Raw genomic sequence first — 26,143 nt, 5'->3', positions numbered from 1 at the left:
CTTTGTGAAGCTAAGGGTTAACCTTAATGAACTCGGCATGCACATAGATGGAATAGATGTGGTGGAGTTCCAGTTCTCATACAACCAAGCTACTAAGGGTGCCTACGAGATCATTACAGCGTATCCCTCAAAAGGCAGGAAAGTTTTAGGGTACGTGTGGGACAGAGAAAAACAATCTGGTAAATGGATACGTATGGGGTGACTTCAATGAGGTGCAGACTTCGTGGAGAATTCATTGAGGTTGAAATAGATTTGGAATCCTTTGAGCCAGATCCATTTCCTGGTCGTTTTCCCATTCTTTTTTTGGTGGCTGGGCATGAAGTGGGTGGGTACCACAATGAGGGATGGCTTGGTGACTTATATGCCCTCTTTCAGGATCTACTTCTCTGTACGAGAGATCTCCTAAAGTACCCTGAAAGTTGTTTTAACAAAAGGAAAAACGCTGAGAATGACGGTTTTGATTTATTGCCTGATAGTTATGTCTGCGGGCCAATACTTGACCTTGATTTTAACACGTATTATCTCGAAAGAAAAGGGGAATTGTTGCGTTTTCATTTCATAAATGAGGCTCCCAGGTACATTTCCTCAAAGAACCCTCTTCAGGGCACCATTGAGTTACCGTTTGAGGCCTTTGTCGCTGATATTCTCAAAATAAGCGAGGAGTATCTTGAAAAATGCTTCCCAATAGAAATGGAGATTAAAGCCATGCAATATGACGGGTTTGTAGAGGAAATTTCTCGGCTTAGGCGATACTTAGAGAACCTCATACACGAAATTAAAACAGAGCTGGATTTTAAGCATTAATAAATCTTCTGGCCGTTGGGTCAGAAGATTGTCGTGAACGGTCAGGCGAAGCAATTGCCGAGGGTCTTCAGGGATGAGCGTGAGCTCAGGGAGTTCCTTGATGAGGTGGTGAAGAGGGCGCTTAAAGACCCTGACTATGCGAGAAAGTTCAATGGTGGTGGCAAGGTTGTACTGACAGTCGACCTTAAAAAGCTCGGCATAAATGTGGAAGGAATCGATGAGGTCGAATTAGTGTTCCTGAAGAAGAAGGGCTCCTCCAACTACTACCTTAAAACGGCGTATCCCACGAGAGGTAACAAAGTTCTCGAATACAGGGAATGGAGTGGTGAATGGATAGTGGCCGGATAATCCCATTTCAATTTCATTTTTTCTATTGAGTAAGTGAGGGGGTGATAGCATGGACACGCTTAAGTTATCGAGCAAACACTTTCATGTAGAAGCGGATTTAAGGAAATTTTACGGAGGAGCGTATCCGTTTCCTGTTGTTATGTTACTGGATGGTCACGTTGTTGTAGGTATGTGCTGGGAAAAATGGAGCTCTGGAAAGCTGACTGGAGCACCCGGGGATCCTTACGGGATTGTGCAGGACTTGCTTGACAGCATTAGATTCTTTATGAGTGCAAGGCCGGGGGAGCTTGCAGGTGTAAAGAGGGACACAGTTAGGGAATACGGCTTTCAGATTAAGGAAGATTTACCAATCTACTCCGCAACATCCATAGCGGACTCCGTCCACATTTTCCTCGAAAGAACGAAGGATATCGTAAGGGTGCATTACTACAACAGACTGCTTGACGAAACTGACTGTCCAGAATTCAAGGGAAGGCAAAAGGGCACCATTGAATTACCCCTCGTTGAGTTTGTCAGGGATGTGCTCAGGATTTCAGGGGAATACCTCAAAACTACGCGAGTATCATAGAGCGTATTATGATGGAGTATGGAGAGGAGCCTTATGACCATGATGTCCTATGGAAATGGTACCGAGAAATCAAAGAGATTTTTATCCCTGGTAGGGGTGGCTGGCAGTGAGGTGGTGGGAATGTGGGTTACAATGAAGGGAAAACACTTGACTGTTAAGGTGGATCTTGAGAGATATATCAACACTCCCTCTCCTTTCTTTTTGATTTTTATGATAGATGAGCACTTACTCTTGGGAGCCTGCTGGGAAGGAGAATTTGAAGGAGCCAACGTGGACGTTTACGGGTTTTTGAGAGTTTGTTAACTGCCTGTTATTACTTTCTACAGCCAGAACACCCGCACGTTCGGGACTTAACAGAATACGGCAGAAAAAACGCGGAAGAACATGGATTTGAATTGAGAAATGAAGTTGTTGTGTACCAAACTACTCTTGTTGCAGAGGCAGCTGGAACGTATTACTTTTGCTCTACAAGAGACCTTACAAGGATTTACTATGAGAATGATTTTCTCAAATTCACGGACTGTCCTGAATACAAGGGCAAGCACAAGGGTGTTGTTGAAGTTCCTCTCAAAGAGTTCGTTGAGGATGTTTTGAAAATCAGCAGGGAGTACTTGGAGAAGTATGCTCCAGTCATCGAGAAAATCAGGTTTGAGCACGGGGAAGAGCCTAATAATTACGATAGCCTCTGGGAACTCTACAGGGAAGTGGAGGAACTGTACGAGAAGAAGTTCAGGCCAGAAAATCGTCGAGCCTAAAACCGGGAGGGTCATCCAGCTCCCCAAGGTCTTCAGGGACGAGCGCGAGCTGAGGCTTCACTATCCGGCGCTGGGGATATACCGGGAGAGCATGCGCCGAGACCCATCATCCCACGTTGGCATTCCAAAACTTTTATAAGGAACTCAACTCGCCTAAGTTTAGGCTTAGCTTACGCTCATTTGGAGGTGAGAGTATGGGACTCAGACCAGCGAAGATTGATAGGGACGTTGACAAGCCCGCTTACACGAGGAGGGAATACATACGCGGTGCCCCAGGACCGAAGATAACGATATTCGACATGGGCAACCTCTCCGCCGAGTTCCAGTACGAGGTCAGCCTTCACGCTGAGCAGGCTATGCAGATAAGGCAGAACGCCCTTGAGGCCATCCGTATCCAGGTTAACAGGTACCTCCAGAAGAACGTCGGAAGGAGCAACTACCACTTCAAGATTCGCGTTTACCCGTTCCAGGTGCTCCGTGAGAACCCGATGGCTACCGGAAGGAAGGCCGACCGTTACGGAAACGGTATGCGCAGGCCCTTCGGAAAGCCAATCGGGCTCGCCGCCCGTGTCAGGAAGGACCAGAAGATACTCACCGTCTGGGTGAACGAGCAGCACCTTAAGTTCGCTCTCGGCGCCATGCACAGGGCCAAAATGAAGCTCCCCTACAGCGCCTATTACAGGATTTACGACAAGGACGGCAACGACGTTACCACCAAGGTTCTCTCCACGATGAAGCGCTGAAGCTCCCCGTTTTTCACATTTTCTAATTGCTTCTGCTATGCTTCTAATGTACAGTGTTTCTCAGGAATCATAATAATTATTAACAATGCCGCCCAACTCTATGCTGGTGGGACAATGGTAAGTTCGGGCTTTAGGGCGATGCTTCTCAAACTCGGCGTCCCGGAGGACAGGCTGGCGGTTCTTGAGGGCAAGGGCGGGATTACGGAGGACGAGTTTGAGGGCATCAGATACGTCCGCTTTAGGGACTCGGCCAGAAACTTCCGGCGGGGGACGGTTGTCTTCGAGACCGGTGATGTCGTTCTGGGCTTCCCCCACATAAAACGCATCGTCCAGCTGAGGAACGGGATAAACAGGGTCTTCAAAAGCCGGCCTTTCTACGTCGAGGAGAAGGTGGACGGCTACAACGTCCGCGCCGTCAAGGTTAAGGACAGGATTCTCGCCCTTACAAGGGGCGGCTTTGTGTGTCCATTTACGACCGAAAGGATTCTGGACTTCATAAACGAGGAGTTCTTTAAGGACTATCCCAACCTCGTCCTTGCGGGCGAGATGGCGGGCCCTGAGAGCCCCTACCTCGTTGAGGGGCCGCCATACGTGAAAGAAGATATTGAGTTCTTCCTCTTTGATATCCAGGAGAAAGGCACCGGGAGAAGCCTCCCAGTTGATGAAAGGCTCACACTGGCCGAGGAGTATGGAATCCCCCACGTTGAGACCTTCGGCATCTACGACCGCTCGAAAATCGATGAGCTCTACGAGCTTATAGAGAGGCTCAGCCGGGAGAGGAGAGAGGGCATCGTCATGAAGACGCCCGATATGAAAAGGGTAGCGAAGTACGTGACGCCCTACGCCAACATCAACGACATCAAAATAGGCTCGCACATATTCTTCGACCTGCCGCACGGCTACTTCATGGGGAGGATTAAACGCCTCGCGTTCTACTTGGCCGAAAAGCACGTTAAAGGGGAAGAGTTCGACGAGTACGCGAAAGCCCTCGGCAAGGCCCTCCTCCGGCCGTTCGTTGAGAGCATCCACGAGGTCGCCAACGGCGGCGAGGTCGAGGAGGTCTTCACGGTGAGGGTGAAGAACATAAGCACGGCACACAAAATGGTCACCCACTTCGAGAGACTCGGCGTGAAGATACACATAGAGGACATAGAAGACCTGAAGAACGGCTACTGGAGGGTGACCTTCAAGAGGGTTTACCCCAACGCGACGCGCGAGATAAGAGAGCTTTGGAACGGGCTGGCGTTTGTGGACTGAGGTTAATTCTAGTCTCCCAACATTCTTCATTCTTATCAAACCATTAAGGGGCATATGGAAATGTGAAGGGACTAAAGAGACCTAACTTGCGCCCCTGCAAGTTAAAGTTCTCTAAAGATTCTCTGGAGCACGGGGTCTGGAATCTTGTATTCTCCCCCTTCTTTCTCCACGTAGCCAGACTTCACGAGGTTTTCGAGGAGCTTTGAAAAGTTCGAGTCGTTGATGTAGCCAAGCTTGAGGGTGAGGTAGTCTTTGATATCCTTCCACTTTGAATATCCAAGGGCTATTCCTTTCAAGATAACCCTGTACCTTGGGCTGTACGCAAAGAGTCTCGACAGTTCGGTCTGGATCATGCTCTTGGCTTCCCTCAAGACTTCGTTTATTGCCTCGTTGTGTCCGAGGTTCCTTGTGGCCCTTATATATCCGTAGAGGGCCAACCAGCCAGGGATTCCGTCGAGCTCTCGCACGGCATCATCTATCTCCCTTTCAGTCACTGGGAAGCTGGCTTCCTCAAACCCTTTCCTTAAGAATTCGGCACTCATATCTGGACTGAACCTGTTGAGAACCACGTCATGGTGATAGCGGCCGAAGAGGGGGGCTTCGGGGTCATTGAACTTGAGAAAGTCAAAGAGCAGACCCACCTCAGAGCCAGTGAGAATGAACGTCAGGTTCTCAAGATTGTCAACGGCGTAGGCCAAGATCCCATCGTACCTTGTCGCACCGCCGAAGCGGAGATACTGGGCCTCATCGAATGCTATTACGACCCGACCGGCGTTTTCTCCGTAGTCGTTGAGGGCCTCAAGGAGCTCCGTTATCGAGAATTCCTTTGAAGTTATCTCCACTCTAAACCCAGAGATTGATATTCCCCTGACCCTTTTGAGAAAAATTTTGGCCTCTTCGAGCAGTTTTCTCTTCGCACCCATCGCCGACAGGAGCATTTTTCCGATTACGTACCTGTTGACCGAGGAGAACTCTGAGTACGTTTTTCGCACGTCCACTTTGATGGACGGGTTGGGAAGTTCGCTCAGCGCAACGTTTAGGAGTGAGCTTTTTCCCAATCTCCTGAGGCCAAGAAGGAGGATCAGCCTCTCTCCACGCCTAACCGCGTCCTCAATCTCTTTTAGCTCGTTCTCCCTATCAAACAGTTCTTCCCTCCTGGTCTTCGGGTAAGGTGAGAACAGCATTAACTTGCACCCCCACAAGTAACTTGCACCCCTGCAAGTTAAAAGGCTTTCCCAAAATTTTTCTTGCGAAAAGCTCTCATCTAACTGGCAGAAAGTCAATCGTGCGCTAAAAAAGTCATAAACCTTCAAGCGAGTTTATTCTTTAAACAAGCACTCTCAAACAGTTTCCAACCCCATTATTGGCGTCCAAAGGACGCCGTGAGGAAGTGAAACACTCGCAAAAGAGCACTTCGAGTAAAACCCCCTAAGTTTTAAACCTTCAAAAAAGCACAACACTTTTCCGCCAGCGCTGAAACTTTGCTAGGCAAAGTTTCATCAAAGTTAGTGACTCCTGTAGAGGGCTCTTGCGAGTGTTTGCGCTTTCAAGGGGGCTTTCTGCAGAGAATTCCTTATTCAATAATAACTCGAAAAAGGTTTCTCTTTGAAAGCGCTCCGGAGGAGCGCGAGTAATGATAAACCCTCATGCAGGTGTCTTTGAACGTTGGAATTCCAAACTTCCAGAACCCTAAGAAAGTGCAAACATTCCCAGAGTGAACACTTCAGAAAAGAATCACAAACCTTGATCAAACTTCGCGAAGGCGAACAAGCTTTAAGAAAGCTTGACCAAAAGATTGCCCCCTCATCAACGAGCAAAAATCAGCTGTGCACCAATAGGTTTTGGCAGTTCTCAAGTGAGTTTACTTCCCAGGCAAACACCTTCAGGCAGTTTCAAATTCATTTTGGCGCCCGAAGGGCGCTTTCCTACAGTGAAACACTAGCAAATGAGCAGGCTAAACAGAAACCCACATTAAAAGCCTAGCAATTTTAAAATGGCACTCGCTTTTCCGCCAGCGCTTGCGCAGGAAGCTTTTGGAAAAAGCTTCACCAAAAGCTCGTGATTCCCCTTCAAAGCTCCTATGTAACATAATTTCAAAACCAAGCTGGTCGGTAGAAGCCTGAATTCACTTGATGACTTAGACTTTCTTCTTAAGTTCTACTTAAACCGCGCTCCAAAGGAGCGCCTAAAAGCTTGAACCCCTTGTTAAAAGACGCCCTTAGAGAAATTCACCTTTCCACAGGAGCAATCAATGAGAAATCCACTCAAAGAACAGCAACTCAAAAGAGAATCACAAACCTTGATGAAACTTTGCAACAGCCTTTAAGAAAGGCTGGCGAAATGAGCGTCCTTCTCACCAAAGAACAGAAAACAGCCGTGCACTAATGGAAAAGCAAGTTCATACTGGGTTTAACACTACGATAAAACCCCTTGAAGTCGTTTCAGCATCCTATCAGCGCCCAAAGGGCGCCTCCTTAGAGCGAAACACTCTGAAGTGAAACAACCCTAATAAAAACCCACTCTAAACCTTGCACTCTTAAAAAGGCACATCATCTTCCGCCAGCGCTTGCGAAGCAAGGGCTGATGGCGGGCCGGGCGGGATTCGAACCCGCGACCTTCGGCTCCGGAGGCCGACGCCCCATCCAGGCTAGGCCACCGGCCCACCCGGGGTAAATACATAACAGGGCTTAAAAAGCTTAACCCACGACAAAGCTTTTTAGGTTTGTTTAGAAAGATAAATCTAGGTGATGAGTATGGAGCCGCAGGAGTTTAAGCTCACCGAGGAAGGCATTAAAGCTGTTCTCCCCCCACTTGAGGCCGAGATAATGGAGCACATGTGGAAAGTGAAAGTGGCGACGGCAGGCCAAGTTTATGAGCATATGAAGCAGAAGCATCCCGATATAAGACGCTCCACGGTAAGCATACTGATGAACCGTCTCTGTGAGAAGGGACTCCTCCAGAGAGGCATCGATAGGGGCAGGGGCGGAATGAGATACGTATACTCAATAACAACGACAAGAGAAGAGTTCGAGCAAAAAGTTGTCCAGAAGATCCTTGACGCACTGATGACAAACTTTAGAGAAGCGACCTACGCATATTTATCCAAGATGAAAAAGAAGTGATGCAAGATGCTCTATCTCATCCTTGCACTTGAGGTCTTCCTGATAGTCTGGACTCTAGGAGACCTCGGGCTTGCAATGGTGGCAGGGATACTTGCATCCCTGGGGATCCTTTACGTATGGGTAAATAGGCATAAGTTCGGTGAAAGGTTAATTCCCCTTGATAAGGAGGAAATGCCGTGGCTCTACGAGGGCATAGCTGAGCTGGCCAGAAGAGCGGGAGTCCCAATGCCAAAGATCTACCTGCTGGACGACTATATACCAAACGCGTACTCATTTGGAGACACAATTGTTCTTTCACTCGGCCTTTTTGAAGTTCTTGATGAGGACGAAATAATAGCGGTAGCCGCTCATGAACTCGGCCATATAAAAAACAGGGACACTACATGGTTCCCGGTGATAACCTACGGAAGGTTTCTGATGATAATAAGCACGCTGGTACTCGTTATTGCAGGCAACATTGCAGTTAAAGGCCTTGCACCCCTGCTTTACTTGGTATACGAGCTTTCAAGGAGCGACTTCATGAAGGCGAGAGAGTTCTTGGCAGACGAGACTGCACTGGCATTGCTCCCGGTGCCAATGAGCCTCAAAAGGGCCCTTGAGGAGTTAAAATACTACGAAGACCTCAGGACGAACGTAAAGATTAAAGGCGTCCCAAGCATCGAGCCAGGGATAGAGAGGGAAAAGCGCTTCACGTTTTTCATGGAGACACACCCCAGCTACGAGGAGAGAATCCTAAGGATAACGTTTGAAATTAACAATCTGATAGAAATCAAGCAGAGGGTGCGGTGATATGGGCGTGGAGATTTTCCTCGACCGGGAAAAAGCCGAGAGGATAAAGCGGATACGACCAACGAAGGACGAGTACTTCATGCTGATAGCTAAGCTGGTCTCCCTCAGGGCCACGTGCCCCAGGCTCAGGGTCGGCGCTGTTGCAGTAAAGGACGGCTACATTCTGGCGACCGGTTACAACGGCGCGCCAAGGGGAATGAACCACTGCATTGACGTGGGCTGTCTTATCGTCGATGGCCACTGCCACAGGGCCGTTCACGCGGAGCAGAACGTTATAGCGATGGCGGCAAGAAAGGGGATAAGCCTTGAGGGAGCAACGCTCTACGTGACCCACTTCCCCTGCGACACCTGCTTTAAACTCGTCGTCAACGCGGGGATTAGGGAGATAGTCTACGAGGAGATGTACCCCAACGAAGCCACCGAGATACTGCTGAAAGAGGCCCAGGAGAAGGGAATAGTGAAGATACGGCAGTTCAAACTACCGAAAGAGCGCGTCAGGGCGTTTCTCGAGGAGCTCTTCGGGGAGTTCATTTGAGCTTTTTTCGATTTCTTCAAGCCTTCTGTTGAGCTCTTCCAGCTCTATGGCGACTTTTCTGGTCAGCTCGGTTATCTCACGCTCAGTTCTGTCCACCGCGAGGTAGACCTTGAATATCAGCAGATATGCAATCCCTATGGCGACAACAAAGAGGGCATCCAAACCCCTGCCCAGGCCGAGAATATCCTTAATTTCAATGGCAATCCTCAGGGGGAACAAGGCAACGATGAGCAAACCTATGAGGAGAGCCTCCCAAAACAGGAAGTCACCCCATTCAAAATCTCCCCTGCGGTACTTGCCGAGAACGTAGACCACAAGGACAAGCACGATTGCAAGGGTAATCATCTGAACCGCATACATAGCCATCACCTCAGTTTGTCAAAGAGAAGGTTCAGGGCTATCTTAACACCCTCTAAAACGTTTGTCCCCTTCTTCATAGAGTACTCAGTGTAGACAGCCTTGATAGGGACTTCGACGATTCTACAGCCTGCTTTGGAGGCCTCTATTATAATCTCACTCGACACGGCATAGCGGTCGCAGGTTATCCTGATTTTCCTCAGACAGTCGCCGCTTAGACACCTTAACCCGCTCTGACTGTCGCTGACGTATTTACCAGCAAAAACCGCGGTCACGGCATCTAGAACGAAGTTGCCGAACTTCTTCACGAGGGGCATCTGGCTCGTGTCGCCTTTGAGCCTTGAGCCGACCGCGAAGTCCGCCCTGCCCTCCGCAACTGGCCTCATGACGCGGAGAGCGTCACTTATCAGGTGCTGGCCGTCGGCATCAAATGTGAGGACAAGTTTGGCGTTTTTTCTGATGGCATAGGCAAAGCCCGTTCCGAGGGCCCCACCAAGCCCCCTGTTGACGAGATGCGTAAGAACGTGGACTCCGTAAGAACGAGCTATCTCCTCCGTTCTATCCCTGGAGCCGTCGTTCACGACGATTATCTCGTCCTTTTTGAAATACCTGAGAAGATTCTCTATTACCCCCTTGATGGTCTTCTCCTCGTTGTAAGCGGGAACAACAACGTAGCTCGACAGGAGCCTCTCGAAGAGCTTCCTGAGGTGAATGAGGTTCTCGACCTCAAAGTTTGGCTCGGCTTCAATCTGAAAGCTCATTCTACCAGCCTCGTGGCCGGTGACAAGGACGCTCAGAGTGCCGAGCTCCCGGGCAGGGATGACATCGTAGCCGTGGTCTCCAACGACGATGGCTTTCTCTGGTTGAACGTTGAGCTCACCGAGGATTCTCCTCAGCTGGCCAGGATTCGGTTTCAGCTCCTCGGGAGGGACATCATCCCTCGTTGAAATAATCTCAAAGTAGTCCTTAATGCCGTGAAGCTCCAGGGCCTCAAGGGCAGCCATTCTGGAGCTCCGAGTCATGAGGGCAAGCTTTATTCCCTCCCCCACAAGAAAGTCGAGGAGCTCCCTTGCCCCCTCGAAGAGAAAGCTGTCCCTTATCCTTTCAACTTCAAGATTGACGAGAATTGAGTACATATCTTCGAAAGGCCTGCTCGTTTTTCTGGACAGCTCGATAAGGCCCTCATACATCGGCGTTAGCTCTCCAACGAGCTCCCTGGGAATCCCTAAGGAAATCAGCCGTTCTTTAAGCTCGGACTTTATCTCGCTGAAAGTCTTCTCAGCACCCACAAGCGTCCCGTCGAGGTCAAAAACAACGGCCCTGATGTCCATGATATCACCGAAGGATTTATTTTTGCCCCAGTGTACTGGAGCCGGTGTCCGAGATGATAGCGTTACTCACGCTTATATCTTTAATCCTTTCGCTCGTCCTCACCGGATACATCGGGGGGCTTATGGGAAAGGCCGGAATAGTTGGCAGAGATATTCACAAACCGGAGAAGCCCGAAGTCCCGGAGATGGGCGGCACAGCGATAGTTCTCACCGTGGGGCTTCTGGGGGCGCTGGTGAAGCCAGAGATACTCCCGGTTTTCCTCCTCTTTGGACTGGTGGGAGTTATAGATGACCTAGTCGCCCTCAAGCAGTCCCACAAAGTTATTCTTTCGCTCCTCGTGTCGGTTCCAGTTGCATTCATGGACATAGAGGGGAGCATCGATTTATTTGGACACACACTGAACCTCGGAATACTCTACCCTATCTTCGCAGTCCTGTTCGTTACCGGCTCGGCGAACCTCGTCAACATGCTGGCCGGGTTCAACGGGTTAGAGGTTGGTACGAGCGCGATAGTCCTTGGCTTTCTCGCCCTGATGACAGAAGGCACCGCGAGGGAAGTTGCCCTCATAGGGCTCGGTTCATCTTTGGGGTTCCTCTGGTGGAACAGGTATCCCGCCAGGGTCTTCCCCGGCGATACAGGGACGTTGAGCCTGGGGGCGCTTATAGGACTCGTCGGAATCCTAGGCAAGGTTGAGACCTACACTGCAATCCTGCTGGTGCCCCACTTTTTCGACTTCGCGATAAAGGCCCTTGGTGTCCGCTTTGGGGTCAGGAGGTACGGAAGGACAGAAGTCCTGCCAGACGGAACCCTCAAGGCCCCACCATACCCAAGCTTCCTCGGAACAATAATGAGAAGGGTCAGGGTTACCGAACCCAGGCTCGTTGCAATAGTCTGGGGGATTGAGTTCACCCTTGGTGTTCTTGCGTGGGCTCTGAGTCAATTACTTTGACCATTCCAAAGCCGTACCTCGTTTTTTCTCCAAACCCCGTCTCGTAGCCAAACTTTGCCAGTTCATGCGATCCGGTGTACCTGAACACCATGAGGGAGCTCCTGAAGTAGGTGTCCCTAACGAGTATCCTTACGGGCTTGAACTTGAGGACTTCAATCTTAAAGTCCTTGTCCTCGGGCATGTGTCCGTAGATGGCGGAGTAGCGCATCAGCATTACCTTTCTGAGCTTGTCAAAGAACATATCGTCGCTGGGATACAAGTCCCAAATCTTCATCCTGCCGTCCACGAACTTGACGGTTCTGACCATGATTGGGCTGAGGGTGGAGAACAGCATTTCATCTTTGATCTCTGGCTCTCTGAGAACTTTAACATCGTCTGCTATGAAGGTCGCGTCCTTAATCTTAAGGGCAGGGTCGTCAAGAAAGCCCTCGGCAACGGCCTTGATGAGCTCTGCCGAATGCGACGAGACGTAGAGAGACACGTCATCAGACAGAACCCTGATCCCCGCCTCCGGGATAAGCTCCCTTTTGCGAACCATTATGCGCGAGAACGTGAAATAATCGGTGTGACTTGTTTCCACTCCCCTGGCCAGCTCTGGGGATATCAGGTATATCTTTTCCAAGATTTGTGTGTAGACCTCGTAGTTATAGTTGAAAGGCAGTATTGTTCCTTCCACCGCCGGCCTCAGCTTTATTTCTATTCTCATTCTACCCACCCCGGTTTCAGCTAAGAATATATTGGGATTTAAGATTAATAAGAATTTTGCATAGAACGTGCCAATAAGTGCACATATTTACAACTTTAAAGTGTCGGCAACGACAGTTGGAAAACCTGCAAGATAACTCCAGAGCCCACAAGGTTAAAAAGGCTCTTAATTAATGACATGTAGAGAGAACGTATGAGAGGTGAGAGAGTATGAGTGTTGAAGACGCAAACATTCACGAAAATTACGATGATTACATAACGTTCCTCAAGAGGAGGATCAGGCAGCTTGAATTGCAGGTAAGAACGCTCGAGGCCGACAAGGAGAGGCTTGAGAGGGAGCTCTCAAGGCTCAGGATGGAGATGTCACGGCTTAGGCAGCCACCCGCATTCGCCGGCAACGTTATCGAAGTCCTCGACGACGAGAGGGCTATAGTCCAGAACTACAACGGGCCGCGTTTCGTCGTCAGGATAGCGCCGTGGATAGAGAGGGACAAGCTGAAGCCCGGCTCCAGGGTGGCTCTAGACCAGAGGACGATGGCAATAGTTGAGCTCCTGCCAAGCGAAAAGGACCCCAGCGTGCTCGGCTTTGAGGTCATAGAGAGACCCAGAGTCAGCTACAACGACATAGGTGGCCTCGACAAACAGCTCCAGGAGCTCAGAGAGGCGATAGAGCTGCCGCTCAAGCACCCGGAGCTCTTCGAGAAAGTCGGAATCGAGCCTCCGAAGGGAGTGCTCCTCTACGGCCCGCCCGGCTGTGGAAAGACCCTCATGGCGAAGGCCATCGCAAGGGAGGTCAACGCCACCTTCATCCGCGTCGTCGGCAGCGAGCTCGTCAGGAAGTTCATAGGAGAAGGCGCGAGGCTCGTCCACGAGCTCTTCGAGCTGGCCAAGGAGAAGGCGCCGACCATAATCTTCATTGACGAGATTGATGCAATAGGAGCAAAGAGGATGGACGAGACCACCGGCGGTGAGAGAGAAGTGAACAGAACCCTTATGCAGCTCCTCGCCGAGATGGACGGCTTCGATCCAAGGGGCAACGTCAAGGTCATAGCGGCCACCAACAGGCCCGACATCCTCGACCCAGCACTCTTGAGGCCGGGCAGGTTCGACAGGCTCATAGAAGTCCCGCTCCCGGACTTCCGCGGCAGGCTTGAGATACTCAAGGTCCACACCAGGAAGATGAACCTCAGGAACGTTGACCTCAGGGTCATAGCTGAGATGACGGAGGGAGCAAGCGGAGCCGACCTGAAGGCCATAGCGACCGAGGCCGGAATGTTCGCCATAAGGGACAGGCGCGAATACGTTACACAGGACGACTTCCTGAAGGCCATCGAGAAAGTCCTCGGCTCGGAGAAGAGGCTTGCCCAGACGATTGCGATGCACGAGGTTATGTACGGCTGACCTTTCTTTTCTCATTCATCGGAGGAGAGAGTGAATGGTCAGCAGGCTACTGGCACTCGAGGCATATCCACAGCTCCGCGACCTGGACTTCAGAATCCTCAGGGGAGTAGAGCTCAACATGAGGCACCACAAGTGGGTGCCCTTAGAGGACATAGCGCGCTTCGCGAGGGTAGATGTAGAGACCGCATCGTTCAGGCTCGGCAAGCTCGACGACCTCTCGCTGGTCAGGCGGAGGAGCGACATAGGCTACATCGGCTACCAGCTCACGATACACGGCTACGACGCCCTGGCGATAAGGGCCCTCGCCAAGAAGGGCGTTGTCGAGGCCATCAGCGCCACCCAGATAGGTGTCGGAAAGGACGCGGACGTTTACGTCGGGATAACGCCGGGCGGTGAGCAGGTCGCGGTGAAGTTCAACAGGATAGGGGGCAGAACCGCGTCCAGGAGGGCGGGCTACCACTCCCACGTCTTCGCGGACAAGCACCACACGAGCTGGCTCTACGTCTCAAGGCTCATTGCAAAGAAGGAGTACGACGCCCTTGTTTTGCTCAGCCCGATTGCGAGGGTTCCAAAGCCCATAGCCTGGAACAGGCACGTTCTCGTTATGGAGTTCATCGAGGGGACGGAGCTCGCGGAGCTGAGGGACGATGACCTGATGAAGGAGGAAGCAAAGAACATTTTGGATAGAATACTTGAGGAGTACCTCAAGATAGTGCGCTTTGGAATAGTCCACTCCGACCTGAGCGAGTTCAACGTCGTCCTGACGGGCGACGACATTCTGATAATAGACTGGGCCCAGCACATAACCACAGCCAACCCCGAGAGCTACGGGCTGCTGAAGAGGGACCTCCAGGTCATTCTTAACGCCTTCAGGAGAAGGTGGCGCGTTGAGAAGAGGTTTGAGGATGTCTGGCCGGAGTTTGAGAAAGCCTGGCACGAGAGCAGGGGTGAGAGGCATGAGTGAGGGACGCGAGAGGATTGCCGCGCTCTTCCGCGAGGCCCTTGAGGCCGAGAACCGGAACGACTTTGAAACCGCCAAGAGGAAGCTCGATGAAATACTCCATGAGACCATTGAAGCTGAACCGGAGCTGTATTTTGAGGCATGCTTCCGTCTCGTTGATATATTCCTCCAGGAGGACAACTACAGGGGAGCTGTCAAGTGCGCCCTCCGCGCAGTTGTGCGCGCTCCAAGTGAAGAACACTACAGGCTCGGCCTGAAGAGACTCGGCGACGTCCTGACGATAATCAAAAAAGAGGGCAAGCTCTCCGAACTCGCGGAGAACATGGAACAAGCGCTCAAGCTCGTCGAAGGCGACGAGGAGCTGTACCGCTTTACAATGGCCCTCATAAGGCTCGCGAGGGGAGAAGAGGTCGGGGAGAAGTTCACGCTCCCCGAACTCAACGAGGCCTTCGAGAGCCTAACCGGGTGAGGAACTCCTCAACGTACTCTTTTTTCGGTGGAAACGGGAAGTTGTAGGGCTCCTTCTTTGGCCTTTCATTGTAGTACGGCCTGTTGCAGGCCGGACAGCCGTGGGTGGAAAACACTGACGGCGGAACGTCTATACCGTCCAGGTCAAAGCCCGCTATGGAGTCTCCCTCCATGATGATTCTGTCCCCGAGGCCGTTCTCAATGAGCCACCTGGCCAGCTGGACTTTCCGGTAGCGCTCAAGGCTTGGTGGAGAAGAGTTCTCAAGCCTCGTTCCCTTCAGGGGAGTGAAGGCGAAGAGCGAAACGTCAGCCCCTATTGAGTATGCCCTTTCAAACGTCTCGACCAGCTCCCTGTCGGTCTCCCCAAGCCCCACTATGACGTGAACCAGCGCCCTTCCGGCCCCGAAGACGTCAACGATTCTCTTAGCGAAGTCCCACATCTCCCCCCACTCGAAGTCGGGTTTAATCTCACTGAACAGCCTCTTGCTTGCCACGTCCAGGCCAACGCCAATGTAGTCAACGCCAAGGCCATTGAACTCATCAAGAGTTGCCCTATCAACGGGAGTTATCGAGACCGAGATTGGCAGGTTGAGGGGCTTAAACGCCTCAAGCAGGGTGAAAACATCATCAAGCATTCCGGGGTAGTCTATCGTCTGGAGACATATCCTCCCGAAGCGGCCGTTGGGAAACGCATCGAGAACTTCTTCAAGCTCGAACGCAGGCCAGGTGACGCGGGAGAGCCTGTTGAAGTCCGCACTGCTTGAACGGGCCTGGGCACAGAAGGCGCAGTCGTTGGCGCATTTGCCAGGCCAGTACGTCATTAGGTAGGCAGTCGTTGGCCGGGCCATCAGCTTCGCCCTGATAAGCCCCATCGCGATTGCGGTGCCGTAGGAGACCCTAACGAGCATTCAACTTCCCCCAGATAACGGGCGCGTAGAGGGTTATAAACCCAACCCCAAGGATTAAAGGAAGAACCGGAAAGACGCCCCAGTAGTCCCTCACCTGGGCGACGTAGCCGAGGGCCACCTGGCCTGCTAAAGTCCCGAGGTCGAAGAACATGGTGTATATCCCAGAGCCCATCGTCCTTATTCTCTGTGGCAGGTTTCCGAGGGCCATCAGCTGCATCGCCGGAACCGCCAGACCAAAGCCCGCTCCGATGAGGGCGGCGCTGACGTAAGCGTAGGGCGGAAGGGTGTATACGTTCAGCAAGATGTAGCCCATGAGGAGAAGGGCGAGGCCAAGGGTCGTCACCGGGAGAGGCCCTCTTCTGTCGGCGCTCCTGCCCCCGATAAGGCGCGTCATAAAGGAAAATGTCCCGATGACCATCATATAATAACCGAAGAGGCTCTGGGGTAGGGATAGGGACTTGTAGAGGGCGGGGAGGTAAGTGGTAACCCCCGCATAGCTCATCGAGAAGAGGAAGAGCGTCAGCGAGGCGGAAACGAAGGTTACCCTCAACAGCTCGCGGTAGCTGGCCTTCTCGTGCTCCCTGTGTCCTGCAACATCCCCGACTTCACGCCAGGCCATGAAAGCCAGCAATGCCCCGACTGTCGAGAACACTGCCGTCAGCGCAAAAGCCCCTCCAAACCCGATTAAATCTGAGGCGTAGCCGCCTATCGCAGGCCCGACTATGTTGCCCAGGGAAAACATCATGCCGCGCCAGCCGAGGGTCTCTCCCACCCTGCCGGCGGGGGCCAGGTCTACTGCGGTTGAAAGGCTGGAGGGGAAGAACAGCCCCATTGAGAATCCGTGAATTGCCCTGGCAAATGCGAAGAGGTAGACGTTGGAAGTCAGGGCAGACACGACGTAAAGAACCCCCGCAAGGAGGCCCAACAGATTACCGCCGACGAGGGCGTGGAAGCGGTAGCCTTTATCCCCAACGGCACCGCCTAGGGGCTTGGAGATGAGGGAGAGGAAAGATGTGACCCCCGCCACGAGTCCGACCAGGAAGGGCTCGGCGTTAAGGCTGACGAGAAACGGAGAGACCACTGGCGTGACGACGCTTATCCCGAGGAAGAAAAAGAACGTTGAGAAGTTAAGGAGCCAGACGTCCCTCAGTGAGGCCACTAAACACCAGCCTCCGGCCCTTTCATGCCCTCCTTCATGAAGGCGTAGCTCATGTGCTTGGTATTCTTGGCAAAGCCGACGTTGCCCTTTGCATCTACCATAATGATGCCCATCGTGTCGGGACCGAAGTACCGAGTGGCAAGGCTTATTGCCGCGTCGCTTGCCGCCTGGGCGTCCATACCGAGCCTGACGAAATCGGTGGCACTCTTTGCCAGGGCGAGCTTTATCGCCACCTCGCCGAGGCCTGTACAGGAAGCACCTGCAACCTCGTTGGCGTATGTTCCACCGCCGACTATGGGGGTGTCGCCGACCCTGCCAAACATCTTGAGGAAGACACCGCCGGTTGAAGTCCCCGCAACGACCTCCTCGCCGTCAAAGGCAACTGCCCCGACCGTGCTCCTGAGGACTTCTGGGTATTCTTTGATCAGCTCGTTGAGCTTCTTCCAGTGCCTCGTTTCCCCCTTCTCGATGAGCTTTTTCCTGAGCTCCTCCCACTGCTTGAGCCTCTCATCTGTAACCGGGTCGTACTCCTCGAAGCCCATGAGCCTGGCAAACTTGACGGCCCCCTCACCTATGAGGAGCACGTGGTCGGTCTTCTCCATGACCTTCCTCGCGACGCTTATCGGGTTCTTGACGCCCCAGATGCCAGCAACTGCCCCCGCTTCCAGCGTCTTCCCGCGCATTATCGCCGCGTCCATCTCGACCTTTCCGTCGAGGGTCAGGACGGAACCGGTGCCGGCGTTGAAGAGCGGGTTGTCTTCAAGGGCCTTGACGGCCTCCTCGACGGCGTCCAGTGCGGAACCCCTCTTGAGCTCGCGCCAGCCCGCCAGAACAGCCTCCCTAACGCCCTCAATGACCTTTGGAATGCGCTCCTCTTTCCTTATTGTGCCGGCACCGCCGTGGACTATTATCGCGACCATGAGAACCACCGGGGAAAGTTCCCTCGAAGGGTTAAAAGGGTTGTGGAAACGAAAAGAAATCAGCTGATCGCCATGTTGATTATAGTCTCCCCGATGTTCTCAAGGTACTCAAGTATCCTCCTGAAGCTCTCCTTGGCAATGGACTGCCTGTAGTCGGTCGCTTTAATCATGGCGCGGAGCTCTAGCATGAGCTTGTCTATCGCCTTGAGGTCGCGCTTCTCTATCTGCGCAACCATGGCCTCGAACTTCTCCCGGAGGTACTGGACGTCAATATCATCGGGGTTCTCCGCGATTCTGATTATGTGGTCGCCTATCCTCTCGATGTTCCTGGCGATGAATAGAATCCCCATGAGGTCAAACGTCCTCCTGGCGATTCCACTCTCCTCCACAACCGTGTGCTTGCTCAGCAGCCTGTTCACGGTGCGGACTATCAGAAAGTAGAACCTGTCAAGCTCGTTTTCGAGGTCGTTCATGTCACGCCTTATCTCGCCGTCCCCGGTGCCGATGAGGAGCTCAAGGTCGCCGAGCATCGAGAGGATAATGGACCTGATTCTCCACAGGAGCTCAGCCAGGTTGACCTCGTCCTCGTCGAGAAGGCTCTTTGCAACAATCCTCATCGGCTCGTCGAGGATTATCTCGACACCGGGAAGGCTCTGAAGCACCTTTCTTATTTTGACCTTGTAGATCGGCATCTCCCCAGGGAGCCTTATCTCAAGGACATCGTAGCCCTGGATGTAGGCGGAGATAACGAGCCTTATCGCCATATCGGGCGAGAACTCCTCGGAGAGCGCCAGGACTTTTTTCTCGCTCACATCTTTAGGCTCGCTAGGGAAGATTGTTATACTGCCGTCCGGGTTTATAGTCAGCGGTACGGTATCACCCTGCTTTAGGTTGTGCTCCTTCACCCATTTCTTTGGAAGGGAAATTATGTATGAGCTTCGTCCGGTAAACTGTATCTTGCGGAACTCCATATCAAGCCACCCACGCTATATAGAGGTAGCCCGTTAAAGGCTTCACTTCGATAAACTTATAAGCGCTATGAGGGACGTTTCACTATGCTCTCCAAGTACGGCAGGGACGCGAAGATACTCATCGGGGCAAACGCGCTTGGACAGACGTTCCTCTGGTTCTCGTTCTTCATAATGCCGTTTTACCTGACCGCCCTTGGCTACAACGAGAAAGAAATGGGAGCGTTCTTCTCGACCCAGACAACTGTAGGAGGGCTCTTTTTCCTTCTGGCAGGATATGTCTCCCTAAGGCTCGGATACAAGAAGACTCTCATCCTGAGCGCGTTCGCCGGGCTCATCGGGAGGCTCCTGCAGGTTCTCGCGCCGAACACGTTTATCCTGTTCCTCGGGTTCGTCCTCGTGGGGGTGAACATGGGGCTAAGGCAGCCGAACTACAACGCCTACCTGAGCGAGCTCGTTCCAGGCGAGATGAGGCACGAGGCGTTCTCCAAGAGCTTCGGCCTTGGAACGCTCTTCAACTCGCTTGGAGTACTCCTAGCGGGCTTTCTACCGGAATATCTAATGGGACTATCCTTCGCAGAGGAAACGGCCTACAGAATAACGTTCTCCCTCTCAGTCCTCCAGTTCGTCTTTGTTATCCCTGCCCTGCTCCTCGTCCATGACGTCGAGGTCAGGGAGAGAAAGATAAGGTGGGAAAGAGACCTGGTAATAAAAATCCTCAAGTTTTCACTGCCCAGCGCCCTCATAGGCCTCGGTGCGGGGATAACCATACCCTTCATGAGCATCTACTTCAAGAAGCGCTTCGGGGAAACCCTCCAGGCGATAAGCTGGGTCTTCTTCTTCCAGCAGCTGGCGATGGGCCTCGGCTCGTTTGGACTGCCCGAGCTCGTCAGGAGGTACGGGCCCGTCAGGGTCATAACGTCATTCCAGGGGCTTGCAACGCTCCTCTTCGTCGTGTTTCCGTCCCTAGAGACGTTCGCACTGGCGGGAGCGGTTTATGTGCTCAGGGCAATACTCATGAACATAATCTGGCCGATAAACGACTCGTTCATGATGGGCTTTTTCAGGGCCGAGGAAAAGGCAACGGCCAACGGGATAAGGCAGGCATTCTCGACGTTCATGCGCGGAATAGGAAACTCCATCGGCGGGACGCTCTTTGCAGTCTCCCTCGCTTACCCGTTCTACGCCACAGCCATCCTGTACGCCGTAGCAACGGTCATGTTCTATGTCCTCTTCATAAAACACAACGAGTGAAGTGTCCCAAAGGAAGAAGAGAGGGAAAAGTTCACTCCTCTGCGAGCTCGACTCCCCTATCGAAGGCCCTGAAGTTCACTTCCCAGAGCTTCTCGCGCAGGGTGAGCTTTATCCCCTCGAGGAGGCTCTCGCGCTTGAGCGGAATGAGGCCCTTGCCATAGGCATAGCCGAGCATCAGGACGCCAAGGGTCCTGGGGTTTATCCCGTCAGCCTCGCGCTGGAAGTCCAACATGTGGACGGGGCAGATTCTTCCAAGGGCCTCGTTTATCTCTTCAAGCTCAGGGTAGCGCTCCTTTCCGACAAGGGTCGTCGCGGTGTGAATCGGATAAGCATTGACGATTGCCACGCTCTCCTTTCCCAAAAACCGCGCGTTCCTCAGAGCCTCTGCGGGCTCAAGGGCGAGCATTAGGTCCGCTTCCCCCTCCTCGATGAGAGGAGAATAAACCTCCTCGCCAAAGCGGAGGTAACTGAGGACGCTTCCGTAGCGCTGGCTCATTCCAAGGGTCTCGCCGATGCGAACGTTGTAGCCCTCTACCATCGCCGCGTTCCCGACTATCCTCGAAAGGGTCAGACCACCCTGGCCGCCGACCCCGGTAATTATAAGGTTAAACTCCATAAACACCACCTACATGGGTTGGAGCGAGACAATAAAAAGCTAAGCTCAAAAAAATTCGCTGAAACAAGGGGTTTTCTGAAAATTATGAGCCTTCCATCCTTAGTTCGAGAATTCCATTCAATTTCCAAGACACCTCCAGCCGGGGCCTAGGATACATATTTAAGGGATTGCGAGAACCCAAAAATATGACGTTCGAGGAGTACTACTCGGCTTTCAAGACATACAGCGATGTCCATTCAGAAGAGTACAGGAGAAGAATCGAAAACCTTGAGCCCCTCCTCATGAAGTTCATGACGAAAAAGGGAAGAGTCCTCGACCTCGGATGCGGTGCAGGGGGCTTTTCCTTCCTTCTCGAAGACTTAGGCTTTACAGTTATCGGAGCCGACAACAGCGACTACATGCTCTCCCTCGCGAGGGGTTTTGCCAAAGAGAAGGGCTCAAAGGTAGAGTTTATCAAAGCCGACGCCAAGGAGCTTCCCTTTGAGGACGACTCATTCGACTACGTCCTCTTCATAGACAACCTCGTGCACTTTGAGCCTCTTGACCTTGGAAAGGCCTTCCGCGAGATAGCAAGGGTCCTGAAGCCCGGCGGAAAGCTAATCCTCCAGTTCACAGACCTCAGAGCCCTGCTCCCAGTCCTCATGAACGGACAGGTGGTCGGGGCAGAGTACTGGATAAGCAAAGTCCTGCCGGATAGAGAGGAGAAGACCGTCCTGATAGAGTTTCAGAGCGAGGAGAAGTCCTTCAGGGTTCGCTTCAACGTCTGGGGAAAGACTGCGGTGGAGCTCCTGACAAAGCTCTACTTCAGAAAGATTGGAGAGGAGCAGATAAACGAGCACACATACCTTCAGGTTTACGAGCCAAAGAAATGAAACAAAAACAAATCAGGCCTCCATGCGGAGGCGCTTGAGGACGAACTCCCTATCGAGCGAGGCCAAGAACGGGGCAAGCCTCGGCCCGCGGTCCTTGCCTATGAAGACGTTGTAGAGGACCTTAAACCACTCTTTGCTTGGAATCCCGCGCTTCTTGGCGACGTCGAAGATAGCGTTGTTGAGCTCATCAACTGTGAACTTCTCGTGTGCCTCGATCCAGTCCGCTAACTCCCTCATCGCCTCCCTGATTTCGGGCTTTAGGTCGAGCCCTGGCGCTTCCTCAAGCAGGCTGAACTTGACGTTCTCGGGGGCGTACTTCTCGACCCAGTTCCTGGCGAGCCTGATGCGGAGCCTTATTCTCTCAATGTCCTCTTCGCTCAGGTTCTCGGGAACGTGGCCCTGCTCCTTGAGAACCCTGATTATTCCCTCCTCGTCGAGGTGAGGCATCTGGACGAGGGTGACGAGGAAGCGGAAGGGCGCCTGAGCGATAAGCCTCTCCGGAACCTTCGGCATCGACAGCTCGTAGGTCCTCTTGAGTTCCTCTTCCTCCTCGGGGTTCTTTGCGTGCTCAAGGCCGAAGTAAATCCTCTCGACCTTGTCGAACTCGTCGTAGAGGTTGAGAAGGCCGAGACCGAGGTCTATCTTGAGCTCCTTGTTGGGCCTCGCCTTGGCGTAGATGAAGCGGATTATTCCCGGCTCGAGAACCTCGTAAAGGTCGCTGAGGAGTATAACGTTACCCTTTGAGCCACTCATCTTGCCCTTCTGTCCCTTGATTCCGACAAACTCGTACATGAGGGTCATCGGGGCGGGCCAGCCGAAGACCTTCTCGGAAATCTCCTTTCCGGTGTCGTAGGAGCTTCCAGCGGCGAGGTGGTCCTTTCCAGCCGGCTCGAAGTCCACCTTGAAGTGGGCCCAGCGCATCGGCCAGTCAACGCGCCAGCGGAGCTTAACGTTGCCCTCCCTTATGTCGGTCTCCCCCTCCTCGCCACAGTGCTCACAGCGGTACTTAACCTTCCACCCGCCGTCCCACGAGACGAACTTCGCCTCTCGCCTACACTTCGGGCAGTAGACCATGACCGGCTGCCAGTCATCTTCGAGGGGCGGCTGCTTGGCCCTCTCGCGGTACTTGTCGAGGACGGCTTTGATTTCATCGCGCTTGGCCAGGGCAGTCCTTATCTCCTCCGCGTACTCACCGGACTTGTAGAGCTCGCTCGCGTAGAGGAAATCAACCTCAATGCCAAGTTTCTTTACCTCTTCCTCGAACTTCTCCATGAAGTGCTCGGCGTAGCTGTTGTGACACCCCCACGGGTCGGGAACCTCGCGGACGGGCTTGGTTAGGTGCTCCTTCCACTCAGCCGGGACGTTCTTTGGAACCTTTCTAAAGCGGTCGTAGTCGTCCCACATGTGGATGTGCCTGACCTTCTTTCCCCTGTCCCGGAGGGCGTGGCCCACGATGTAGGCCGTGAAGAACTCGCGGAAGTTCCCAATGTGAACGTAACCGCTCGGGGTTATCCCGCTCTCGACCACGTACTCCTCCTTGTCACCGCGTTCCCGGATAATCTTTTCCGCCATGTAGTCCGCCCAGTGAACCATCTTCACCACCGCGCTTAGCTCCTCGAAAGGGCTTTTAAGGTTAGCCTCCAGTCAAACAACTCCCTAAGAGAAACACTTATAAGCACGAAGAGTAAAAACTACTGAACAATGTAAAAGGTGAACGCTATGGAGTTCGAATTGAGGAGAATGAACGTTTTCTTTCCGGCGTCGCTGGAGATTCAGGAGGAATTACTCAAGGCCGGCTTTAAGGTGCCGTACGACAAGGAAACAGGAAAGAAAACTCCCGTTCCTGTGGTCTCAAGCTCGAGGGAGGGCAGAAAGCTGAGGCGCGGAAGGCTGCTGAAGGCAACGGATTTTGAGATAAAGGACAAATTCGCGGTGATTCCAGAAGAGAAAACTCTCATCGAGTTCGAGGTTACCGAGAAGGGCTTTCTCGTGATAAGGCCGAAACCCTTCGAGTACCACCTCGAGGAGCTCGGGTTCCTATCAGTCCCACCAAGGATTTGGGGAACGTGGGCGAGCTTTTCACTGCCGTTTTCAGCGTACGGGGAGCTTGCCGATTGGCTGAGTGAGTTTAAAGGGGAAGGCAGCGGTATTTACACCGCCTCAAAGGGCTCAGGAGGAAGGATAGAAGTCTACGCATACAAGGGCAGGACGAGGAAAGACCTCGGCATCCCAGTCTTCGGCTACGCCTTTGGCTTACACGGTCTAACCATCGCGGAGGAGTACCTGAGGGAAAAGGCGGAGGAGAACGGCGTCCCAGAGGAGAGGCTCCGCTACCTAAAGCTCGGTCTGAGGAAGAGGAAGGAAACCAAGGCCGGCCTCAGGGTAGGAATCGTCTGGGAGAACGGAAAACCCGTTGAGGTTACCCTTAAGCTCTCTACGACCGCGCCAAGAGTCAGAATCCAGGGCCTCTACGGAGAGCTCGTCGGAAAGTCCAGAGGCGAGCTCACGAGGACTGACGACTGGTACATCTTAGTCCACGCAACGGACTTCGTAAACGCCCTTGAGAAGGTGCGCGGGACGTTTGGGTGAGGAGCGGAAGATATTTTAGTTTCAACCTCATTTTTCTTTTGGTGAAAACTGATATGATTGAAACTGCACTGGGAGTTGCAATAGCGGCTTCGTGTATCATAATCACGATATTTCTAACCAGCAAACTCGGGCCAGAATGGGCGTGGATAAACAGAAAGCTTATACACTTCAGCATCGTGCCCGCGGCCCTGCTGTTCTACTACGGCATGATTCCAAAGGAAATCTTCAGCCCAGCGGCTGCCCTCTTTGGAATCGTCCAGCTGGCGGCACACCTAAAGCATAAAGAGCTCAGCTGGTACCAGCTCAACCACAACTACGGGGAGGTCTTCTTCGCATTCTCTGCTGCGGCCATCACGTTTTTCCTGCCGAGGGACTACGCAACCGCCCTGCTCCTTGTGATGGCAATCAGCGACGGCGTTACGGGAGTCGTGAGACACTTCTACTTCAGGAGAAACGGGCTCAAGGTGAAGCTCAAGAAGCACTGGACCGGGAGCCTGGCGTATCTGGCGACGGCCCTCGTGATAGCGTTCATTTTCCTTGAGGGAGAAGCAATAAGAAAAGTGATATGGGCAGTGGTGTTGATGCTCGCAGAGTACCAGCCATGGGTCGATGACAATCTGGCGGTGCCCCTCGTTGGTAGTCTGCTGTTCCCTCTCTACTGAGCCCACCTGACCTTCAGGCTGTCCTTTTTCACCTTTTTGAACTCCTCAACCAGGGCCCTTCCCGTTCTCTCCATGAATTCTTCAACGTCGGTGATGCCAATTTCCCTGAGACCTGTTGCTTCCACGCCCTCCGGAATTCCCTTTGCCTCGACGTTTATTCCGATGTGAATCTTCACGCTGACCGGCGAGACGGTTGCTATCGAGATGCTGAGCTTCCTGCCGTTAACGTAGATGTCGTCGCCTTTGCGCATTGTCTTGATGCCGCACTCACCAAGAACCTCACAGAGCCTCGCTATGAAGAGCTTCTGGAGCGTCGAAGCGAAGAGGGTGTTTACGAGGTCAAAGACCTCTATGATGTAGTGAACCATGTCGTCGCTCTTTATCTCCTTGTTCTGCCTAAGGTCTTCGATGTCGATCATCTCTTCCACTTTGACGTCGCACTTCCCGCGGAAAACCACGAGCGAGTTGCCGAGCAGGCCGAAGTTCCTGTATGCCCAGTGGCTACCAATGGCCGAACCGTCGTAGTCAATACGCCTGTCCTTAACTATCAGCAGCTCCATGTTATCACCCCATTCTTTCGAGGAGTTCCATTAGCTCTTCAAAGCTTTTTGCATCGACCCACATGTGGATGAAGTCAACGCCAGAAACGGCCATTTTGACACCATCGATGTGAATGGCCCTGTCGTCAATGTAGATGATGTCGTCGATATCATAGCCGATTGAACGAAGCTCTTCAATGGTTCTCCGAATCATGTCACCCTTGTCAGGATGGCCCTCAATTTTCGGGAAGACAAAGTAGTCCCATAGACCAAAGCCCTCTAGAATCGGCCCTACCCTCTCCTCGATGTTCCAGCTCGCAATGCTTAGAACAAACCTTTCGCTCGCCCATTCGAGGAACCCGCGGACGCCAGGGAAGAGGCAGAGCTCTTGGCCAAGGGAGTCTGTTAAACAATCACCGCTGAACTCGTAAGGCAGAACTAAAGCAGAAGCGTCCTCATGATCCCAGAGGGTGCCGTCCAAATCGAGAACGAACAGTCTCATGGAAATCACCAGGAAAATGTATCGCGGAGAATTTTAATTTTTGCGGGTTGAAACTTGCAG

The 26,143-nt window shown here is 52.7% G+C and carries 31 protein-coding genes and 1 tRNA gene; 19 read left to right on the top strand and 13 right to left on the bottom strand.

Going from position 1 to position 26,143, the window contains the following annotated elements:
- The first annotated feature begins 4 nt into the window (after positions 1 to 4).
- From ACZ5ER_RS03625 to ACZ5ER_RS03590, 8 genes are all read left to right on the top strand, one after another.
- Entirely contained in the window at positions 5 to 202 is a 198-nt protein-coding gene (locus tag ACZ5ER_RS03625; protein ID WP_227738770.1) for a hypothetical protein, read from the top strand.
- Between the two features lie 5 nt (positions 203 to 207).
- A complete protein-coding gene (locus tag ACZ5ER_RS03620; protein ID WP_227738769.1) occupies positions 208 to 804 on the top strand; it encodes a hypothetical protein in 597 nt (198 codons plus the stop codon).
- Positions 805 to 819: 15 nt separating this feature from the next.
- The gene (locus ACZ5ER_RS03615) at positions 820 to 1,152 is read left to right on the top strand and encodes a hypothetical protein (RefSeq protein ID WP_050002650.1); all 333 of its coding nucleotides are present in this window, start codon (positions 820 to 822) and stop codon (positions 1,150 to 1,152) included.
- Between the two features lie 49 nt (positions 1,153 to 1,201).
- Positions 1,202 to 1,720 (top strand): hypothetical protein, encoded by a 519-nt coding sequence (locus ACZ5ER_RS03610; protein WP_464934830.1) that lies wholly within the window; start codon positions 1,202 to 1,204, stop codon positions 1,718 to 1,720.
- A gap of 33 nt (positions 1,721 to 1,753) precedes the next feature.
- Positions 1,754 to 2,023, top strand: a complete 270-nt coding sequence (locus ACZ5ER_RS03605) for a hypothetical protein (protein ID WP_464934829.1) — start codon at positions 1,754 to 1,756, stop codon at positions 2,021 to 2,023.
- On the top strand, positions 2,017 to 2,475 hold the full coding sequence (locus ACZ5ER_RS03600; RefSeq protein ID WP_464934828.1) for a hypothetical protein: 459 nt from the start codon (positions 2,017 to 2,019) through the stop codon (positions 2,473 to 2,475). The genes ACZ5ER_RS03605 and ACZ5ER_RS03600 overlap by 7 nt, the downstream gene beginning before the upstream one ends.
- 194 nt (positions 2,476 to 2,669) lie before the next feature.
- Complete coding sequence (locus tag ACZ5ER_RS03595) at positions 2,670 to 3,218, top strand: 50S ribosomal protein L16 (RefSeq protein ID WP_050002648.1); 549 nt, start codon at positions 2,670 to 2,672, stop codon at positions 3,216 to 3,218.
- A 114-nt stretch (positions 3,219 to 3,332) separates the two neighbouring features.
- Positions 3,333 to 4,475: an RNA ligase gene (locus ACZ5ER_RS03590; protein WP_050002647.1), complete on the top strand. Its 1,143-nt coding sequence runs from the start codon at positions 3,333 to 3,335 to the stop codon at positions 4,473 to 4,475.
- Between the two features lie 101 nt (positions 4,476 to 4,576).
- Here ACZ5ER_RS03590 and ACZ5ER_RS03585 read toward each other — a convergent pair whose 3' ends face one another.
- Both ACZ5ER_RS03585 and ACZ5ER_RS03580 read right to left on the bottom strand, forming a co-directional pair.
- Complete coding sequence (locus tag ACZ5ER_RS03585; RefSeq protein ID WP_050002646.1) at positions 4,577 to 5,659, bottom strand: AAA family ATPase; 1,083 nt, start codon at positions 5,657 to 5,659, stop codon at positions 4,577 to 4,579.
- 1,400 nt (positions 5,660 to 7,059) lie between these two features.
- A tRNA-Arg gene (locus ACZ5ER_RS03580) sits at positions 7,060 to 7,137 on the bottom strand.
- Between the two features lie 91 nt (positions 7,138 to 7,228).
- Between ACZ5ER_RS03580 and ACZ5ER_RS03575 the strand changes: the two genes are divergently transcribed.
- Genes ACZ5ER_RS03575 through ACZ5ER_RS03565 form a run of 3 tightly spaced genes read left to right on the top strand, consistent with a single transcriptional unit; the run spans position 7,229 to position 8,921 of the window.
- Positions 7,229 to 7,597: a BlaI/MecI/CopY family transcriptional regulator gene (locus tag ACZ5ER_RS03575; RefSeq protein WP_050001990.1), complete on the top strand. Its 369-nt coding sequence runs from the start codon at positions 7,229 to 7,231 to the stop codon at positions 7,595 to 7,597.
- Positions 7,598 to 7,603: 6 nt separating this feature from the next.
- A complete protein-coding gene (locus tag ACZ5ER_RS03570; RefSeq protein ID WP_464934827.1) occupies positions 7,604 to 8,386 on the top strand; it encodes a M48 family metallopeptidase in 783 nt (260 codons plus the stop codon).
- A gap of 1 nt (position 8,387) precedes the next feature.
- Positions 8,388 to 8,921, top strand: a complete 534-nt coding sequence (locus ACZ5ER_RS03565) for a deoxycytidylate deaminase (RefSeq protein ID WP_464934826.1) — start codon at positions 8,388 to 8,390, stop codon at positions 8,919 to 8,921.
- Here the strand turns inward: ACZ5ER_RS03565 and ACZ5ER_RS03560 are convergent.
- Positions 8,865 to 9,281, bottom strand: a complete 417-nt coding sequence (locus ACZ5ER_RS03560; RefSeq protein ID WP_464935085.1) for a DUF2304 family protein — start codon at positions 9,279 to 9,281, stop codon at positions 8,865 to 8,867. The genes ACZ5ER_RS03565 and ACZ5ER_RS03560 overlap by 57 nt on opposite strands.
- A gap of 5 nt (positions 9,282 to 9,286) precedes the next feature.
- Positions 9,287 to 10,609, bottom strand: coding sequence for a glycosyltransferase (locus ACZ5ER_RS03555; protein WP_464934825.1), 1,323 nt, complete (start codon positions 10,607 to 10,609; stop codon positions 9,287 to 9,289).
- 53 nt (positions 10,610 to 10,662) lie between these two features.
- Between ACZ5ER_RS03555 and ACZ5ER_RS03550 the strand changes: the two genes are divergently transcribed.
- The gene (locus tag ACZ5ER_RS03550; RefSeq protein WP_464935084.1) at positions 10,663 to 11,559 is read left to right on the top strand and encodes an MraY family glycosyltransferase; all 897 of its coding nucleotides are present in this window, start codon (positions 10,663 to 10,665) and stop codon (positions 11,557 to 11,559) included.
- Here the strand turns inward: ACZ5ER_RS03550 and cas6 are convergent.
- Positions 11,516 to 12,265, bottom strand: a complete 750-nt coding sequence (gene cas6, locus ACZ5ER_RS03545; RefSeq protein WP_050001996.1) for a CRISPR-associated endoribonuclease Cas6 — start codon at positions 12,263 to 12,265, stop codon at positions 11,516 to 11,518. The genes ACZ5ER_RS03550 and cas6 overlap by 44 nt on opposite strands.
- Before the next feature lie 209 nt (positions 12,266 to 12,474).
- Here cas6 and ACZ5ER_RS03540 point away from each other — a divergent pair, with 209 nt between their 5' ends.
- From ACZ5ER_RS03540 to ACZ5ER_RS03530, 3 genes are read left to right on the top strand one after another with little or no spacing between them, the layout of a single operon-like run.
- The gene (locus ACZ5ER_RS03540) at positions 12,475 to 13,665 is read left to right on the top strand and encodes a proteasome-activating nucleotidase (protein WP_050001997.1); all 1,191 of its coding nucleotides are present in this window, start codon (positions 12,475 to 12,477) and stop codon (positions 13,663 to 13,665) included.
- A gap of 34 nt (positions 13,666 to 13,699) precedes the next feature.
- Positions 13,700 to 14,629: an RIO1 family regulatory kinase/ATPase domain-containing protein gene (locus ACZ5ER_RS03535; RefSeq protein ID WP_464934824.1), complete on the top strand. Its 930-nt coding sequence runs from the start codon at positions 13,700 to 13,702 to the stop codon at positions 14,627 to 14,629.
- A complete protein-coding gene (locus ACZ5ER_RS03530) occupies positions 14,622 to 15,095 on the top strand; it encodes a tetratricopeptide repeat protein (RefSeq protein ID WP_050001999.1) in 474 nt (157 codons plus the stop codon). The genes ACZ5ER_RS03535 and ACZ5ER_RS03530 overlap by 8 nt, the downstream gene beginning before the upstream one ends.
- Here ACZ5ER_RS03530 and ACZ5ER_RS03525 read toward each other — a convergent pair.
- Genes ACZ5ER_RS03525 through ACZ5ER_RS03510 form a run of 4 tightly spaced genes read right to left on the bottom strand, consistent with a single transcriptional unit; the run spans position 15,064 to position 19,052 of the window.
- A complete protein-coding gene (locus ACZ5ER_RS03525; protein WP_464934823.1) occupies positions 15,064 to 16,002 on the bottom strand; it encodes a radical SAM protein in 939 nt (312 codons plus the stop codon). The genes ACZ5ER_RS03530 and ACZ5ER_RS03525 overlap by 32 nt on opposite strands.
- Entirely contained in the window at positions 15,992 to 17,161 is a 1,170-nt protein-coding gene (locus tag ACZ5ER_RS03520; protein ID WP_464934822.1) for an MFS transporter, read from the bottom strand. The genes ACZ5ER_RS03525 and ACZ5ER_RS03520 overlap by 11 nt, the downstream gene beginning before the upstream one ends.
- Positions 17,161 to 18,081 (bottom strand): isoaspartyl peptidase/L-asparaginase family protein, encoded by a 921-nt coding sequence (locus ACZ5ER_RS03515; RefSeq protein WP_464935083.1) that lies wholly within the window; start codon positions 18,079 to 18,081, stop codon positions 17,161 to 17,163. Before ACZ5ER_RS03515 ends, ACZ5ER_RS03520 begins: the two co-directional genes overlap by 1 nt.
- 59 nt (positions 18,082 to 18,140) lie before the next feature.
- A complete protein-coding gene (locus ACZ5ER_RS03510) occupies positions 18,141 to 19,052 on the bottom strand; it encodes a PhoU domain-containing protein (protein ID WP_464934820.1) in 912 nt (303 codons plus the stop codon).
- Positions 19,053 to 19,136: 84 nt separating this feature from the next.
- Between ACZ5ER_RS03510 and ACZ5ER_RS03505 the strand changes: the two genes are divergently transcribed.
- Positions 19,137 to 20,303, top strand: a complete 1,167-nt coding sequence (locus tag ACZ5ER_RS03505; RefSeq protein WP_464934819.1) for an MFS transporter — start codon at positions 19,137 to 19,139, stop codon at positions 20,301 to 20,303.
- 31 nt (positions 20,304 to 20,334) lie between these two features.
- Here the strand turns inward: ACZ5ER_RS03505 and ACZ5ER_RS03500 are convergent, their stop codons facing one another.
- The gene (locus tag ACZ5ER_RS03500; protein WP_464935082.1) at positions 20,335 to 20,919 is read right to left on the bottom strand and encodes an indolepyruvate oxidoreductase subunit beta; all 585 of its coding nucleotides are present in this window, start codon (positions 20,917 to 20,919) and stop codon (positions 20,335 to 20,337) included.
- A 185-nt stretch (positions 20,920 to 21,104) separates the two neighbouring features.
- Here ACZ5ER_RS03500 and ACZ5ER_RS03495 point away from each other — a divergent pair, with 185 nt between their 5' ends.
- Positions 21,105 to 21,791, top strand: a complete 687-nt coding sequence (locus ACZ5ER_RS03495) for a class I SAM-dependent methyltransferase (RefSeq protein ID WP_464934818.1) — start codon at positions 21,105 to 21,107, stop codon at positions 21,789 to 21,791.
- A gap of 12 nt (positions 21,792 to 21,803) precedes the next feature.
- Here the strand turns inward: ACZ5ER_RS03495 and lysS are convergent, their stop codons facing one another.
- On the bottom strand, positions 21,804 to 23,384 hold the full coding sequence (lysS, locus tag ACZ5ER_RS03490) for a lysine--tRNA ligase (protein ID WP_464935081.1): 1,581 nt from the start codon (positions 23,382 to 23,384) through the stop codon (positions 21,804 to 21,806).
- A gap of 126 nt (positions 23,385 to 23,510) precedes the next feature.
- Between lysS and ACZ5ER_RS03485 the strand changes: the two genes are divergently transcribed.
- Both ACZ5ER_RS03485 and ACZ5ER_RS03480 read left to right on the top strand, forming a co-directional pair.
- Positions 23,511 to 24,380 carry a PhoI gene (locus ACZ5ER_RS03485; protein WP_464934817.1) on the top strand — a complete coding sequence of 290 codons (870 nt, stop codon included), beginning with the start codon at positions 23,511 to 23,513 and terminating at the stop codon, positions 24,378 to 24,380.
- A 53-nt stretch (positions 24,381 to 24,433) separates the two neighbouring features.
- A complete protein-coding gene (locus tag ACZ5ER_RS03480) occupies positions 24,434 to 25,042 on the top strand; it encodes a hypothetical protein (protein ID WP_464935080.1) in 609 nt (202 codons plus the stop codon).
- Here the strand turns inward: ACZ5ER_RS03480 and ACZ5ER_RS03475 are convergent.
- Both ACZ5ER_RS03475 and ACZ5ER_RS03470 read right to left on the bottom strand, forming a co-directional pair.
- Positions 25,036 to 25,602, bottom strand: a complete 567-nt coding sequence (locus ACZ5ER_RS03475; protein WP_464934816.1) for a DUF366 family protein — start codon at positions 25,600 to 25,602, stop codon at positions 25,036 to 25,038. The genes ACZ5ER_RS03480 and ACZ5ER_RS03475 overlap by 7 nt on opposite strands.
- Before the next feature lie 4 nt (positions 25,603 to 25,606).
- Positions 25,607 to 26,083: a magnesium-dependent phosphatase-1 gene (locus tag ACZ5ER_RS03470; RefSeq protein WP_464935078.1), complete on the bottom strand. Its 477-nt coding sequence runs from the start codon at positions 26,081 to 26,083 to the stop codon at positions 25,607 to 25,609.
- Between the last annotated feature and the right edge of the window lie 60 nt (positions 26,084 to 26,143).

The organism is Thermococcus marinus, assembly GCF_055389025.1.
Note: the sequence above shows the minus strand (reverse complement) of the source record. Positions and strands in the feature narration are given on the sequence as shown.